At 33.3% G+C, this 16,281-nt stretch carries 15 protein-coding genes; 8 read left to right on the forward strand and 7 right to left on the reverse strand.

Annotated features, from left to right (window positions below; all coding sequences use genetic code 11):
• Nucleotides 1–9 precede the first annotated feature (9 nt).
• On the forward strand, nucleotides 10–519 hold the full coding sequence (locus IWX84_RS13445) for a DUF421 domain-containing protein (protein WP_196851273.1): 510 nt from the start codon (nucleotides 10–12) through the stop codon (nucleotides 517–519).
• 100 nt (nucleotides 520–619) lie between these two features.
• Here the strand turns inward: IWX84_RS13445 and IWX84_RS13450 are convergent, their stop codons facing one another.
• The 3 genes from IWX84_RS13450 to hutH are packed head-to-tail and all read right to left on the reverse strand — an operon-like array spanning nucleotide 620 to nucleotide 4,166.
• The gene (locus IWX84_RS13450; RefSeq protein ID WP_196851274.1) at nucleotides 620–1,942 is read right to left on the reverse strand and encodes an inorganic phosphate transporter; all 1,323 of its coding nucleotides are present in this window, start codon (nucleotides 1,940–1,942) and stop codon (nucleotides 620–622) included.
• A 17-nt stretch (nucleotides 1,943–1,959) separates the two neighbouring features.
• Nucleotides 1,960–2,604, reverse strand: a complete 645-nt coding sequence (locus IWX84_RS13455) for a DUF47 domain-containing protein (protein WP_196851275.1) — start codon at nucleotides 2,602–2,604, stop codon at nucleotides 1,960–1,962.
• Between the two features lie 47 nt (nucleotides 2,605–2,651).
• Entirely contained in the window at nucleotides 2,652–4,166 is a 1,515-nt protein-coding gene (gene hutH / locus IWX84_RS13460) for a histidine ammonia-lyase (RefSeq protein ID WP_196851276.1), read from the reverse strand.
• A 666-nt stretch (nucleotides 4,167–4,832) separates the two neighbouring features.
• On the opposite strand from hutH, the gene thrA reads away from it, so the two are divergent.
• The 4 genes from thrA (at nucleotide 4,833) to IWX84_RS13480 (ending at nucleotide 11,819) form a co-directional block, all read left to right on the forward strand.
• Nucleotides 4,833–7,280 (forward strand): bifunctional aspartate kinase/homoserine dehydrogenase I, encoded by a 2,448-nt coding sequence (thrA, locus tag IWX84_RS13465; RefSeq protein ID WP_196851277.1) that lies wholly within the window; start codon nucleotides 4,833–4,835, stop codon nucleotides 7,278–7,280.
• A 107-nt stretch (nucleotides 7,281–7,387) separates the two neighbouring features.
• A complete protein-coding gene (locus tag IWX84_RS13470) occupies nucleotides 7,388–8,311 on the forward strand; it encodes a homoserine kinase (protein WP_196851278.1) in 924 nt (307 codons plus the stop codon).
• A gap of 39 nt (nucleotides 8,312–8,350) precedes the next feature.
• Nucleotides 8,351–9,640 carry a threonine synthase gene (gene thrC / locus IWX84_RS13475; protein ID WP_196851279.1) on the forward strand — a complete coding sequence of 430 codons (1,290 nt, stop codon included), beginning with the start codon at nucleotides 8,351–8,353 and terminating at the stop codon, nucleotides 9,638–9,640.
• Between the two features lie 754 nt (nucleotides 9,641–10,394).
• Nucleotides 10,395–11,819, forward strand: coding sequence for a hypothetical protein (locus tag IWX84_RS13480; RefSeq protein WP_196851280.1), 1,425 nt, complete (start codon nucleotides 10,395–10,397; stop codon nucleotides 11,817–11,819).
• An 86-nt stretch (nucleotides 11,820–11,905) separates the two neighbouring features.
• On the opposite strand, the gene IWX84_RS13485 is transcribed toward IWX84_RS13480, so the two are convergent.
• On the reverse strand, nucleotides 11,906–12,814 hold the full coding sequence (locus IWX84_RS13485) for an SH3 domain-containing protein (protein WP_196851281.1): 909 nt from the start codon (nucleotides 12,812–12,814) through the stop codon (nucleotides 11,906–11,908).
• Between the two features lie 135 nt (nucleotides 12,815–12,949).
• Entirely contained in the window at nucleotides 12,950–13,372 is a 423-nt protein-coding gene (locus tag IWX84_RS13490; protein WP_196851282.1) for a nuclear transport factor 2 family protein, read from the reverse strand.
• Nucleotides 13,373–13,697: 325 nt separating this feature from the next.
• Between IWX84_RS13490 and IWX84_RS13495 the strand changes: the two genes are divergently transcribed.
• From IWX84_RS13495 to IWX84_RS13505, 3 genes are all read left to right on the forward strand, one after another.
• Nucleotides 13,698–13,931: a hypothetical protein gene (locus tag IWX84_RS13495; protein WP_196851283.1), complete on the forward strand. Its 234-nt coding sequence runs from the start codon at nucleotides 13,698–13,700 to the stop codon at nucleotides 13,929–13,931.
• A 272-nt stretch (nucleotides 13,932–14,203) separates the two neighbouring features.
• Nucleotides 14,204–14,551 (forward strand): hypothetical protein, encoded by a 348-nt coding sequence (locus IWX84_RS13500; protein WP_196851284.1) that lies wholly within the window; start codon nucleotides 14,204–14,206, stop codon nucleotides 14,549–14,551.
• A 147-nt stretch (nucleotides 14,552–14,698) separates the two neighbouring features.
• Nucleotides 14,699–15,208: a GNAT family N-acetyltransferase gene (locus tag IWX84_RS13505; protein WP_196851285.1), complete on the forward strand. Its 510-nt coding sequence runs from the start codon at nucleotides 14,699–14,701 to the stop codon at nucleotides 15,206–15,208.
• A gap of 125 nt (nucleotides 15,209–15,333) precedes the next feature.
• Here the strand turns inward: IWX84_RS13505 and IWX84_RS13510 are convergent, their stop codons facing one another.
• Both IWX84_RS13510 and IWX84_RS13515 read right to left on the reverse strand, forming a co-directional pair.
• Nucleotides 15,334–15,879 (reverse strand): carboxymuconolactone decarboxylase family protein, encoded by a 546-nt coding sequence (locus IWX84_RS13510; protein ID WP_196851286.1) that lies wholly within the window; start codon nucleotides 15,877–15,879, stop codon nucleotides 15,334–15,336.
• A gap of 177 nt (nucleotides 15,880–16,056) precedes the next feature.
• Nucleotides 16,057–16,257 (reverse strand): hypothetical protein, encoded by a 201-nt coding sequence (locus IWX84_RS13515; RefSeq protein ID WP_196851287.1) that lies wholly within the window; start codon nucleotides 16,255–16,257, stop codon nucleotides 16,057–16,059.
• Between the last annotated feature and the right edge of the window lie 24 nt (nucleotides 16,258–16,281).

Consider the following 16,281-nt stretch of genomic DNA (forward strand, 5'->3'; position numbering starts at 1 on the left):
GAATAAAAAATGAGTGCATATATTGACATTATAGTCAGAAGCGTAGCAGTTTATATTTTTATGATTATAGCTTTACGGATTTTTGGAAAGAAAGAATTATCGCAACTCAATACAGCCGATGTAATTCTGATTCTATTAATCAGTAACTCCGTTCAAAACGCGATGGTAGGCAATGACACTACTCTTTGGGGAGGTTTGGCAGCAGCAACCATACTTTTTTTTATAAATTTTACTTTAAAAAAACTGATGTACAAGTTCCCGGCTTTCAGTAAACTATTAGAAGAAAAACCGGTGATTCTAATCCATAATGGAAATTTAGATTTTAAATCATTAAGCAAACTAAACATTACATCTGACGAATTAAGAGAAGCCATGCGAGAACACGGTGTTGAGAATTTTAAAGATGTAAAATTAGCAATTCTTGAAACCGACGGAAATATCAGTATCATTTCTGGCGATAAAAATCTAAGACAAACACATTATAAAAGAAAACTCAGACGAAAAAAAATTTTGATATAAACCTTTCTTTTAAAGCATTTAAGTTCAATTTTATTCATAAAAAAAGATCATCTGTCACAAAGCCAGATGGTCTTTTTTTTATGAATTTTAGCTTCTGAACTTAAAGGAATAAACTAAGCATATAATAAACTAAGGTTGCTAATAGTGCAGTAATTGGAATAGTAAGTACCCAAGCCCACAATAAGCTTACCGTAACACCCCAACGAACTGCAGAAACTCTTTTGGTTACTCCAACCCCAATAATTGACCCAGTGATTGTATGTGTAGTTGAAACTGGTATTTTAAAATGTTCTGTAAAAAACAAAGTTAATGCTCCGGCAGATTCTGCTACAACACCTTCAAAAGCGGTTACTTTTGTAATTTTAGAGCCCATTGTTTTTACAATTTTCCAACCTCCGCTTAAAGTTCCTATTGCTATAGCAGAATAACACGCTAACGGTATCCAATCTGGCATTTCCGCTTTGATTCCTTTATCATCATTTGGAAGTACAACGTTCAACCAGCTTGGCATACTTGAAGCATCAACGTGATTTGTATGTAAATAAACAGCGACTGCTGCTGCAATAATTCCCATAACTTTTTGGGAATCATTACCACCATGTCCTAAACTAAATGCTGCGGAAGATAATAATTGCATTCTTTTTAAAATCCCTTCAGCTCTTGCAGTAGACAAACTGCTGAAAATTAAATTAAAAACAGAGATACTCATTATAATAAATCCAACTAACAACCATTTAATATTTTTAGGATCACATAGTATGCTTAGGAAATTAGAATCAAATCTTGGTTTTTCTAATGGTTTATCAATCCCTTCCATCATCGAATAGATAAAAAAGACCGTCAATATCATTATAAATCCTGTCAATAGTTTTGGATAAATGCTCTTTTTAGAGGAATACATCAGCCATAACGAAATGAAATACGAAATTAACATTCCTAATAAAGGCGCTAAAACAATAAAACAAATTACAACCAAAATACCGCTTGGTAAAAGTTCACCTTCTTTTGTTGCTTTGTACCAGTTTACGATTTTAAAACCATAATGGTCTGGATTAGTAACTGCTCCAGAGAATCCGTGAGCAATTGCAGCACCTGCAAAACCACCTATTAAAGTGTGTGATGATGAAGATGGAATACCTTTCCACCAGGTAATTAAATTCCAAATTATCGCAGCAATAACTCCTGCAAGAATTACGACTAAATTAATCTCTTCTGTTTTGGCTGTTTTTGCAACAGTATCTGCAACTCCAAATCCAAAAACCCAAAAAGCAACAAAATTGAAAAATGCTGCCCAAACTACCGCTTGAAAGGGTGTTAATACTTTGGTCGCTACAACTGTAGCAATGGAGTTTGCTGCATCATGAAAACCGTTAATGTAATCAAACATTAAGGCTAGTGCTATAATAACTAAAAGTAAAGTCATATTTTATTTATCAGTTCTTAAGAATGTTTTACAGAAATAGATTCTAAAACGCTGGCTACACTTTTACATTTGTCCGTAGCAGATTCTAAAACTGATAATACTTCCTTGTACTTGATTATATTTTTTGCATCTGTTTCATTTTCGAATATTTCAAATACTGCTTTATTATAAACCGTATCTGACTTATTCTCAAGTTTACTTATTCGAGCACAAGCATCGGTGATGTTTTTTATTTTTTTTAAATTTCTCAATTCTTTAACCGCAACATCAATGTTTTGACAAGCTTCAAGATTAATTTCCGTCAGTTTTCTAATTGATTTAGTGATTTTATCCACTTGATATAATCTCATTCTACTAGCCGCTCCATGTAGATTATCAGCCACATTGTCTATTGAAGTTATCAGGGAATGAATATCTTCTCGGTCAAATGGAGTAATGAAATTTCTGCTAAGCTCAAGATTCGTTTGGCGGGTAATATCTTCTCCTTTTTGCTCTAATGCATCAATTTTTTGAAAAAGAACCTCACGTTCCTTCAAAGGAAGATTTACTGCTTCATGCAAATTGGAAGCCAATTCAATTAAATTACTAGATGCTTGTTCAAAAAGAGGAAAGAATTTTTTGTCTTTTGGAACTAAAAACTGGAAAATACTATTTATTGACATTTTATTAATTTTAGGCGACAAAATTACTTCTTTATTTTATGCTAATGTTATGCTAATGTTAACAAATCATCTTCTATCTCAAAGCTATTTAAAAAAGACACTGATTTCTCTATATCATAATGCAAAATTCGGTCTTCTTTTACCAATGGAACTTCTTTGCGATACGATTTTAAAAACATTTCTATAAAATCACTAGATTGTAACGGACGTCTATATTCTATGGCTTGCGATGCATTCATTAATTCAATAGCCAAAATTCGCTCTAAATTATCCATGACTCTCAAAGCTTTTGTCGCGGCGTTTGCACCCATACTCACATGATCTTCTTGTCCATTACTGGACACAATACTGTCGACACTTGCAGGTGTTGCTAACTGTTTATTTTGACTCGCGATGCTTGCAGCAGTATATTGTGGAATCATTAAACCCGAATTCAGTCCTGGATTATCTACTAAAAATGCGGGAAGTTTACGCAATCCCGAAATCAATTGATAGGTTCTTCTTTCGGAAATACTTCCCAATTCAGCCAATGCAATTGCCATGAAATCTAACGCCAATGCTAACGGTTGTCCGTGAAAATTTCCGCCGGAAATAATTTGATCACTTTCAGCGAATATATTCGGGTTATCGGTAACCGAATTAACTTCAGTTTTAAAAACTTTTTTCACATAATCCATAGCATCTTTTGAGGCACCATGAACTTGAGGCATACATCTAAAAGAATACGGATCCTGAACATGAGTTTTTTCTTGTTCGATAATCTCGCTCCCTTCAAGAAGTCCTTTTATACGATTGGCAGTTACAATCTGACCTTTATGAGGTCGTATATAATGTATTAATTCATTAAAAGGTTCAATTCTCCCATCAAATCCCTCCAGAGAAATCGCTCCAATTAAATCCGCTAAATAGGAGAATTTATTAGCTTTCATCAATATATGCGCACCATAAGCACTCATAAATTGAGTCCCGTTCAATAAAGCCAAACCTTCTTTAGATTGCAAAACAATTGGTTCCCAATTGAAATGTTTTAATACCACACTAGAATGCACTTTTTTGCCTTCAAAAAACACTTCGCCTTCACCCAATAAAGGCAATGACAAATGCGCTAGCGGCGCTAAATCACCTGAAGCACCAAGGGAACCTTGCGTATATATTATAGGTAAAATATCATTATTATAAAATGCAATTAATCGTTCAACCGTTTGCAGTTGTATTCCTGAATGACCATAACTCAATGATTGAATTTTGAGCAACAACATCAATTTTACGATTTCATTTGGCACTTCCTCCCCTGTCCCACAAGAGTGCGATTTTACCAAATTTTCCTGAAGTTTTGATAAATTTTCGTTTGATATTTTCACATTACAAAGCGACCCGAAACCAGTATTTATTCCATAAATGGGCGCTGAGTGCGTTGCCATCTTTTTATCTAAATAATCTCTGCATTTTTGAATATTAATTTTTGCTTCATCAGAGAGTTCCAAAGATTTATGGTGAGCTATAATTTCGTTTAAATCTTCTAGTGAAAGAACGGCTGTACTTATATAATGTATGTTATCCATTTCAGGTTTTGTTTTATTGTCCAAAATTGAATAAATCAATATTAAAAAGCAACATATTTTGTTGATAATTTAAAATTCAAGTCTAAAAAAACCTAAATAATAAATTTCATCTAATTAATCTTATATTTTATTATTACTTAAAAATCTCTTTCTATTTTGTTATCAAATGATTGCAAATTCAATTGAAAAAATATCCAATTTCTTTTATTTAAAATTAAAATAATTAAGTATAAAAACCTGAAAAGGATAAATTTAGAATTTAAACATAAAAAAAACCAGCTTAAATAATTCAACAATTATTTAAACATTTAGATTTTTATAGGAATAGATCGAAGAAATACGAAGTAAATTAAATAATCTATAATTTTGACCAATTAATAGTTGGATTATTAAAATATTCGCAAAAAAGGAATTGGCTGTTTAGCTTTTTATAAAAAACTGTACTTTTGATATACAATAATGGCAAACAACAGAACAACATATCACTCTTCGATAACAACTCAATTTTGGGTTGATGCTTCTTTGACATTTACTGCTGCAACAACTACAACTACCCCTTAGGGGTATACATTTCACATATAATCCTATTTTTTATACTTTTTTTCTAAAGAAAGACGGTTGATGGATATATATAAGAATTCGCATTTTTAAATTAAAACAGACAAAATGAAAATATTAAAATTTGGTGGAACTTCGGTAGCCAATGCACAAAATATAAAACTAGTTCTAGATATAATAATTAATAAAGCTAACGAAGAAAAACTAGTCGTAGTGGTTTCTGCTTTTAGCAAAGTAACTGACTTGCTTCAGCTAGCCTCCATCAATGCGGCTTCAAATGATGAAAGTTATAAAGAAATTGTTGCCGAAATTGAAAAGAAACATCTTGACGCGCTAAAAGAATTAATTCCGGTCAGCGAGCAAAGTGGTTTATTAAGCCATATAAAACGAATCATCAATCATCTTGAAACTTTGTTAGACGGCTGTTTTCTTTTGGGCGAACTATCCCCTCGAACTTCGGATACAATTTTAAGTTTTGGTGAATTATTGTCTTCTTATATCATTGCAGAAGCATTAAAACAAAACCTAAAAAATAGCAGCTATAAGGACAGTCGCGAATTGATAAAAACAAATAATCATTTTGGAAAAGCAGCAGTAAATTTTGAAATTTCAAATCAATTGATTGCTGATTTTTTTGCCTCGAATGAGAATCAAGTGGTAATCATGCCTGGTTTTATCGCTACTACATTAGACGGAATAAACACTACACTTGGTCGCGGCGGTTCCGATTATACTGCAGCAATTTTAGCGGGAGCTTTAAACGCAACTAATTTAGAAATATGGACTGATGTAAACGGTATGTTTACCGCTAATCCAAAAATAGTAAAACAAGCCGTTCCAATCGCCAGCATTTCTTATCAAGAAGCGATGGAGCTATCGCATTTTGGTGCCAAAGTTCTCTATCCACCTACTATTCAACCCGTTTTGAGAAAGAATATTCCAATTCTTATCAAAAATACATTCGAACCAGAAGCAGAAGGAACTTATATTTCGAATAATGTTACGCCAAACTCTTATCCTGTAAAAGGAATTAGCCATATTGACAACATTACTTTAATTACGCTTGAAGGTCCTGGAATGATTGGTGTTTCCGGTTCTTCCAAAAGACTTTTTGAGGTATTATCACATGAAAATATCAATGTGATTTTTATTACTCAAGCTTCATCTGAGCATTCTATTTGTATCGGAATTTTAGATACTGATGCCGAGGTTGCTGAAGATGCCATCAATAAAGCTTTTGAAATTGAAATTTTACAAAACAAAATTGACCGTTGTATTGTTGAAAAAAACCTTTGCATCATTGCTTTGGTAGGTGAAAACATGAAGAACCATCAAGGTTTAAGCGGCCGAATGTTTAGTACTTTAGGGAAAAATAATGTTAACATCCGAGCGATTGCGCAAGGTGCTTCAGAAAGGAACATCTCAGCAGTGATTAATGAAAGAGATGTTAAGAAAGCATTGAATACTTTACACGAAAACTTTTTTGAAGAAAACACAAAACAGTTGAATTTATTTGTGATGGGTGTTGGAAATGTAGGGGAAAAATTCATTGAACAAATTAACCAACAAAAGAAATTCCTGAAAGACAACTTAAAAATAAACTTGAGAGTTATTGCGGTGTCCAATTCTAGAAAAATGCATTTTGATGAAGAAGGAATTTCTTTGAAAGAATGGCAATCACTTTTAGAGAATGGAGAAACTGCAGATGCAGCAACTTTTATTTCTAATGTAAAAGCATTGAATTTGCGCAACAGTATTTTTGTTGACATTACTGCTAATGAAAGTGTTTCTAAAACCTACGAACACTATTTAAAACAAAATGTTGCCGTGGTAACTTGCAATAAAATTGCCTGTTCATCGGCTTATGATAATTACAAGAATCTAAAAAAACTATCCAGACAATATAACGCTCCATTCTTATTCGAAACTAATGTTGGAGCAAGTTTGCCAATTATCGACACCGTAAAAAATTTAATTGCATCAGGTGATAAAGTGAATAAAATTCAAGCTGTTTTATCCGGAAGTTTAAATTTTATCTTCAACAATTTTGATGAAAACAACACTTTTCATGATGTTGTAAAAGAAGCTGGTGTACAAGGATTTACAGAACCAGACCCTAAAATAGATTTGAGCGGAATTGACGTAGCACGTAAAATATTAATTCTGATACGAGAAAGCGGTTACAAAATGGAAATTGACGAAATTGCCAATGAATCTTTCGTGCCTGCTGAATGTTTGGAAACAACATCGAATGAGGATTTTTTCGCCTCTTTAAATAGAAATGCTGCTCATTTTGAAGCTATTTACAAAGAAGCACTAAGCAAAGATTCAAGACTAAAATATGTTGCTCAATTCGAAAATGGAAAAGCTAATGTTGGCTTACGATTTATTCCTAAAGACCATCCTTTTTACAATCTGGAAGGAAAAGATAATATTGTATTATTTTTTACAGACCGTTATGTAGACCAGCCGTTATTGATAAAAGGTGCAGGTGCTGGAGCAGCAGTTACGGCTTCAGGAATTTTTGCTGATGTAATTAGAATTGGAAACGTGTAAATAAGTCGTAAAGTCGAATGTCGTAATGTCTGAAAGTTATCAACTTGATTTTATATTCAATACTAAGACTTTACCACTTTAAGACTTTAGACTTTAAGACTAAAATTATGAATGAAATAAAAATATTTTGCCCCGCCACTATCGCCAATCTTTCCTGCGGATTTGATGTTCTTGGACTTTGCTTGGACAATGTGGGTGACGAAATGATTATTAAAAAATCAGACGTTAAAGGGATTCGTATTACTAAAATTGTTGGTGCCGATTTGCCTTTAGAAACCGAAAAAAATGTGGCTGGTGTTGCCGGATTAGCGTTATTGAATGCGGTAGAAACCAACTTTGGATTTGATATAGAAATTTATAAACACATCAAAGCCGGAAGCGGAATTGGGAGTAGCGCTGCAAGTGCCGCAGGAGCAGTTTTTGGAATCAATGCCTTATTAGGGAATCCATTCGAAATAAAAGATTTGGTGCAATTTGCGATGCAAGGTGAAAAATTGGCTTGTGGAAACGCCCATGCTGATAATGTTGCTCCAGCATTATTGGGCGGATTTACATTGGTTAGAAGTTACAGTCCATTAGATATTATAAAAATTAAAAGCCCATCAGAATTGTATGCAACTGTTGTTCATCCACAAATTGAGTTGAAAACATCAGACGCACGTTCCGTATTGAAACAAACCGTTTCTCTTAAAAGTGCTATTATGCAATGGGGAAATGTGGGCGGCTTAGTTGCCGGTTTATATACCAAAGATTACGATTTAATAGGTCGTTCCCTTCATGATGAAATTGTGGAACCACTTCGAAGTGTGTTAATACCAGGCTTCGATTTAATCAAGAAAACTGCACTTGAAAACGGGGCTTTAGGTTCTGGAATATCAGGTTCTGGTCCTTCCATTTTTGCTTTAAGCAAAGGAAAGGAAACCGCAGACAAAATCGCCAAAGCCATGAGCGCTGTTTATGATGAAATGAATTTGCCTTATGAAATTCACGTCTCAAAGGTTAATCCGGATGGAATGAGAATAATTAGTTAACAATAACGAGATTGCTTCGTGCCTCGCAATGACAACAAAATGAAATATTACAGTTTAAACCATAACGCGCCAAACGTTTCTTTTAAAGAAGCCGTAATACAAGGATTAGCAACTGATAAAGGATTGTATTTTCCTGAAACAATTACCCCTTTACCACAAGATTTTTTTGACAGCATCCAGAATTTAAGCAACGAAGAGATTGCTTATCAAGCTATACAACAATTTGTGGGCGATGAAATTCCTGCAGCAGTACTCAAAGAAATTATTGACGAAACTTTATGTTTTGATTTCCCTCTTGTAGAAGTCGAAAAAGGAATCTATTCTCTTGAATTATTCCACGGTCCGACTATGGCTTTCAAAGATGTAGGTGCGAGATTCATGTCTCGTTGTTTGGCGTACTTTAACAAAGATAAAAAAGACAGTAAAAATACCGTTCTCGTGGCGACTTCTGGAGATACGGGAGGTGCTGTTGCCAGTGGCTTTTTGGGTGTTAAAGGTGTCGAAGTAATTATTCTTTATCCATCGGGAAAAGTGAGCGACATTCAGGAAAAACAATTAACGACTTTAGGACAAAATATAAAAGCGTTAGAAGTCGACGGCGTTTTTGATGATTGCCAGGATATGGTAAAAAAAGCGTTCTTGGACGAAAGTTTGAAACATAAAAATCTGACATCGGCAAATTCAATCAATATTGCGCGTTGGTTGCCACAAATGTTTTATTTTTTCTTTGCTTACAAAGCCTTGAAAAAACAGAATGCAGCACTGGTTTTTTCTTGTCCGAGTGGAAATTTCGGAAATATTTGCGCTGGTATCATTGCCAAAAAAATGGGTTTGCCAATCGAACATTTTATAGCTTCTACCAATGTAAATGATACCGTACCAAGATTTTTAGAAAACGGAATTTACGATCCAAAACCTTCCATCGCCACGATTTCTAATGCGATGGACGTAGGGAATCCGAGTAACTTTATTCGTATTCAGGAAATGTATCAAAATGATTTGGAGCAATTCAAAAAAGATTTTTCTTCTTATACTTTTACCGATGAAGAAACCAAAATAGCAATGAAAACCATTTTCAATGCCAACGGTTATATTGCTGAACCGCACGGAGCCGTGGGTTATTTGGGATTGAAAAAAGAGTTGAAAAACTACCCAAATGCGATTGGGATTTTCTTAGAAACTGCTCATCCGATCAAATTTTTGGATGTTGTCGAACCTGTTTTAAACGTAAAATTGCCTATTCCTGCTCAAATAGAAAGCGTGATGAATAAGGAAAAAGTAAGTGTAAAAATCAAGAATTTTGAGGAATTGAAAGCGTTTTTAGGATAGGACAATGTTCCTGTTTTTATGGAGGGAAACTACTCAATTGGTTTCTGGGTAATGAATGAACCTAAGAATTGAGTGTATTGCTTGTAACCAAATAGCAAATTTCTGTTTTCGTTTTTGTAAATCTAGAATTCGTTTTGAGATTATAATTTGTTTCATCCCCTTTTTTGGCTAAAAGTATTACTATTTAAAAAAAGTGTCGTGTAGCCCCGATAGTAGCGGCATCCTTTTGTCCCGGCTTTTCGGGACAAAAGATAAAGCGAATAGCGGGACGACTGGTCTTGAAAAACCGCAAAATTTGTGCTCCTAATGCAACTGCTGAAAGGTTGCGTTTAATCTACTTGTTTTCACTTAAAAAAAAGTCAATATAGCATTGGGAAATTAAATTGAACGATACTATTTCGCTTAATTATTTCCATTCCTGTTTTGTCCCAAAACATTATAGCTAAACCTTTAAAAATTAAAAATTTACATAGAAGTAAAATTGAGCAATCAGCAAAAAAAATAATTTAAAAACACCTCTTGATTTAGCCATAAATTTTATCTACTTTTGCATTGAAATTGAGCGTCCAAATTCAGGTTTAAAACTCGTAACAAAAAGCTCGGTTTTCATAATGCAAAATTGGCAGGTATCCAATACTGATTTACTCTTGTTAGAAACAAAAAATCTTCGGATTTATGCACTCCCTCAAGCATCACTACCTGACACAGTAGTTACCCTATATTAACAAATTTTTAGAAAAAGAGAAAGAAGTTTATGACAGATCAAAACATGAATGAAGTTAGTTTTGAAATTGAGGTATTAGATAAGCATAAAGAATATATGAGCCAATATCAATCAAATGATTTTTATTGGGGAGTAGGTATCGAAAATGAATGTTATTTAGAGTTTGACAATCAGCGTACGGTAGACAAGAATTTCTTTTTAACAAATGGGATACGTGAAAAGTATAGTGTAAACCATTTTAATAATTACAAAGAAAACGTATTCGAAAATTCGTTGCAAAAAATATTAACTGATAAGGATTACAGTATTCCTGTTTTAATGAATTCCCATTCTTTTACAAAAACAGATGTAAACAATCAGCATAAAACTCTAGATGTAATTGACAATGAACCAAACCCGGAGTACATTGGCGAAAGCATTTTTGAAAAATTACAAAAACACAATAGCTATTTTATTGACGAACATCAAAAAAAATTCATTTTTGATGGCGATACAATTGAATTTGTTACGCAAGATTTTTATAAAAAAGATGTAGATACCGTTATTTCGGAGCTGTCAAACATTAAACGAGAATTCACACTAAATTTGCAACAGCTATTGCAGAAAGAAAATATATTCTCACAATTTGGCAATATAAAGATCTGTTCGGAAAATCATCCTTTTGCCATATTTGTTTCAAACAATGAGAACTATTCTGTTTTCAACAACATGACTTATCATTTTAATTTAACCATTCCAACGGAGTTGAACAAGGAAGGTGAAATTAAAGACAAAGTAGATTTTATAAAAAAACATCAGCGCACGATTCGGTTATTTCAATGGTTGAGTCCGTTGTTTATGATCAAGTTTGGATCTTCTGACTATTTATCCCATAATGACAGCAGTGTCAATTTAACCAAGGCATCACAACGATGTGCGATGTCAAGATACATTGGGGTTGGAACGTACGATTCTAATGTGATGAAAACCGGAAAAATAGTGCAAATGGATTTCAATGCGCATCCCATGCACGATAATCCGTTATGGTGGGTGAATCGGTATTCTGAAATATCAGATTATGAGAAAATTGATAAAATTGGACTTGACGTAAATTTTCACAAGCACAAAAATCACGGTATTGAGTTTAGAATATTTGATTATTTTAACGAAAAATATCTAAAGGAAGTTTTACATTTTCTGATTTTTATTATGGATCATGCCATATTAAATGAAATTGAAAATCCTATTTGCGATTTAGAATGGAATAACTTTGTATATGAATCTATTGTACACGGAAAAGAAACTGCAGTTCCGTCAAACCTTATTGCTCTTTTAGAAAATATATTGGCTATTAAAATAGAATCGAATGATCCTATAGAAATCTACAATCAAATTTATTCCAGTTTACACGATAGGTATTATGAAAATGGTTTTTGTAGTTCATTACTAATTACAAAAAATGCTATAGCAGTATAATTCTAAATACGACTTAAATCCTATAAAAAAAGACTTCTTGAGCATCGAGCTTCAAGAAGTCTTTTTTATTTAGAGTACATTTATATTTAATCATGATAGTAAAAGATAGCAGAAGAATATCCCTTCTCAGGATCTTTACTATCCCACCATTCCTCTCTTATCTCTGAAAAATAATTATAATTATTCATTCCGGCTTGAGATTGCAACGGATAAATGACTTTGCCGTCTAATCGATATGCTTTCTCGGTTTCGGTTTCAGGAACGACCACGACAACGTGCCCTGATTTATTTAAAATAAACCTTTTGGCACAGATGATTCCCACTCCACCGTTTTCATTTACTTTATTTTGAAGTTCATGAATATCTAAGATTCTTTCCCATCCAAAGGCATTAGACGATTGCAAAAACCAGTCATAGATATAGTTCGAATAAAAAGGCCTCACCGTATCTTCAAAAATTAATGGTACTTCGTTCCCCTTTTTGAGTTCTGCTATTGCTTTATCCGTCCATCTTAATCTGGGAATATAGACTTTGGCAAAAAAACAATAATCAAAAGTGTAAATATTACAATACGTGTCGGATTCATCTTTCTGATACCTGAAACTTTTTTCAACATCCAGCGCATCAATAATTTTTCTGATTGACGATAGCTTTGACTCAACACTTGTTAAATCTCTAAACGGAATGGCGGGATTGCCAAGTGGCTTGTACGTCTCCGCCTTGTTATCAAGACTTCCTTTCGAACCTGGTTCAAAATTAGGCACTTCTATATCTGAAATATTTACAGTTGTTTCGTCAACGTGCTCAATGTCTTTAGAAAAGACAAAACCTTCTGTTTCCGTGTTTAAAAGCCTCACTTTCCACCAGTCTGCTGTTGTTTTCTCAATTAATTTGACGGTATGTCTAAAAGGGATTTGTGTTAAAATTTTAGAATTATCATTCGCCGACGGAAAATCTCTCAGATTTAGTGACGAAGTTGCTACTCTATATTTCATATTAATCTAATTTAATCTATAAAAATGATTCGATGGCAAAATACTAAAAACAACCAACAAAGCATCACAGGAAACCATTATTTTACCATAATTTTATCAAAAAAAAGTGATTCCAAAAAATCAACAGACAGCTTTTTACAATCTTTCTCTAAACTTTCTGTCTTTTTCTGCTATCGCCAAGTCATTAATACTGGCAAATCGTTTACGCATCAAACCGTTTTCATCAAACTCCCAATTTTCATTTCCGTTCGCTCTAAACCATTGTCCTTCGGCATTGTGGTATTCATAATCAAAACGAACGGCCATGCGGTTTTCGCGAAAGCTCCACAGTTCTTTTTCGAGTGTGTAATCCAGTTCTTTTTCCCATTTGTGTTTCAGGAATTCCTTCACCACTTCTCGCCCATTGATAAACTCCACTCTGTTGCGCCATTCCGCATCTATTGTATAAGCTGACGCTATTCGCTCCAGGTCTTTGCTATTCCAAGCGTTTTCGACCAGTTGTACTTTTAGCAAAGCCTTTTCCATGTCAAATGGAGAAAGCGGCAGTAACTGTTCCATGAATTTATTTTTAGTGGTTATATTATTCCTTATTTTTATAATAACACAGTTATCATATAATCATAATACAATAATGGAGAATGTACGCAAAGGCATGGACAATTTTCTCTATCGACTATTTAGGGATTTTTTTTATTGTTAATTAGTTTTCTGTAAGTAAATTCATTAAGTTTGATTGAATTTAGAGAAGCTGCTTTTATAGCGCAACCATACCATAATTTAGGAAGCTTTTCTCAAGTAGATAAAGAACTTAAATGTGTTAATAGCAGTATTGAAAAAAAATCGTATAAAAAAAAGAATCTTTATATTCTCTTTATTTGTAATATTGACAGCTTTCGATATTGAAAAAGAAGTAAAAACTTTTGGGTTCTATTCAAATGAAAAAAGTAATGATGGTGAACATTCTAAAGGCTATACTTTACAATTGTGGAAATATAGAAACACTTTAATTGGTAAACTTTCATATAATGAAGGGCTAATTGGAGACCAAATTTCTAATTACATTTCTAATGTTAAATATAATTCAGAAAAAAAACATTTTATTTTGAAAGCATTTTAGATAACACAAAAATCAAGTTTAATGGTAAAATTTCATCATCTAAAATATTTGGAACATTTATTTGGTCCTCAGAAATTAAAAAAATCAATCTCTTCAAATTTGCTGTGAAGATGCTCCTATAAATATCAATAATTTAACTTTGAAAGACTGGAAAAAAATGTGGATAAAATTCGAAAATTAATACTGTTACTTGAAAATAAGACTTCGCTGATCTAGCTTATGCTTATTAACAAGACAAAAACAAAATTTATTGAAATATTCTACACTTACAAATGAAAGCTTTCTGGAACAACATGGAACAGATTACATCTAATTTTATGATTCAAGAACAAATCGTATCATGGATATTTTTGGCAATTGCAATGGCATCTGAGACTACAGCAGCTAATCTCACTGAAATTTCAATGATTGCAGACGGTATTAATCATGCAATTCCAACTCCAAGAGAATTGCAATCTTCAATTTCATGGCTTATCAAAAATGACCTAATTATCAAACAAGAAAGAAGATACCATTTGAGTGAAAAAGGCAAATTAGAGTACGAAAACGCATCAGAAAACAACAAAGTATTATTCAATATTTGGAAAAATCTAGAAAAAAATATTGCAGAATATAACTAAAAAACCACTACGTGGATATGTCACAAAACGAGTATAATTTTCCGGTATCCGCAACAATGAGACTCAAAACGAAAAGAAAAGCAATTGTGATTTTGTTTTTTTACCTTTGACAATTCAAAATTACAACCCAGAAAATATTTATTTTTCATGATTACAAGAGCAACATTAGAAGACGTTTCTTCCTTAAATAAATTAATAAATTCAGCCTATCGCGGTGAATCTTCTAAAAAAGGATGGACCACGGAAGCAAACTTATTAGAAGGACTGAGAACTACGGAGCAAGAACTAACGGAAACCATTGCCAATCCTAAAAATACTATTCTAAAATTTACGGAGAACAATGCAATTATAGGTTGTGTATTGTTGATTGAAAAAGCGCAGCAATTGTATTTAGGAATGCTGACGGTTTCTCCTGAATTGCAAAATAGCGGTATTGGAAAAAAATTATTGCAGCAGGCTGAAATTCATGCTTTGGCTTTAGGATTACCAAAAATTGTCATGACAGTAATTTCTGTTCGGGAGGAATTAATTTCATGGTATAAACGCAATGGTTATATCGATACAGGTGCAAGAGAACCGTTTCCCGCAAGCGATGTTCATATTCCAATTACCGAACAGCCTTTGGAATTTATAGTTTTGAAAAAAAAGATTCAATAATCCCGTCCAAAAAAAATACAAAAAGCCACTCCAGAAATCAGTTTCGAGTGGCTTTTTAGTAGTTATTTATCTGTTATTTAAAAGAAAACGGTAGTGTGATCCTTTTGAAGAAATTCCCTGAAGTCTTAGACAGTCTCTAATTCTAAAGCCGGAGCCAAAGGAAAATCAACAGGAATTTGAGTCAAATTATGCAAATAATTCATCGCGGTTTTATCGCTCACTTGCAGAATTAAATCTACCAAATTTTCGTTGGTATAACCCTGTGCGAAAAAACTATCTACTGACTCGGTGCTGGCATTTCCCTTGTTTGCGGTAATACCAGCAGCCAATTGCACCAAAGAACTTAGCTTCGCATCGGTGCTTTTTCCTTTTCGGATATCCAATAGTTGGTCTTCGGAGAAACCATTCATCTTGCCTAAAACGAGATGCGCACTTTGGCAATAAACACAACCGTTTACTTGGCTTACAATTAAGTTTACCGCTTCTTTTTCTTTGTTAGACAAAGACGTTTTAGCATTTTGATACGCTAAAAATCGAGATAAACCATTATCGGAATGAGCAATTGTGGCGTACAAATTTGGAACAAAACCCAATGATTTTTGTAAGTTGTCGAAAATGTCTTGGTTAGCCGGTGCTACTTGATCTCTTGTTGGAACTGTAAATGTTGTCATTTTATTTTTGTTTAAATTGATTGTCGGTATTGACTTAGCAAAGATGCGACAGCTCTAAACAGTATAAAATGGACAATAAACGCCAGTTGATGGACGATTTTTCTTGATTAGATTAAATCTTTCTTGCTTAACCTCTATTAGCGAAACAAAAATTGCGATGACTTATTATGACACCTTCTATTGTTGCAACTCATCAATTTCAACAATACCAATTTCCATGAAAATTTCAGGTTCTCGCACCGTTTGCCAATAATCTGCAACTATGCTCAATACTACATCTTTTAAGCCGCTCAAAGAACTTTCCATTTGATATTCTTCGTCTTTGATTACTTCAATAAGCAATTCATTTACTTTTCTGATTTTTTCTGAATTTGTCATCCTCTTCTATTATTAGTTTCTAAA

The organism is Flavobacterium sp. CG_9.10 (assembly GCF_015752245.1).
Classification (GTDB): domain Bacteria; phylum Bacteroidota; class Bacteroidia; order Flavobacteriales; family Flavobacteriaceae; genus Flavobacterium.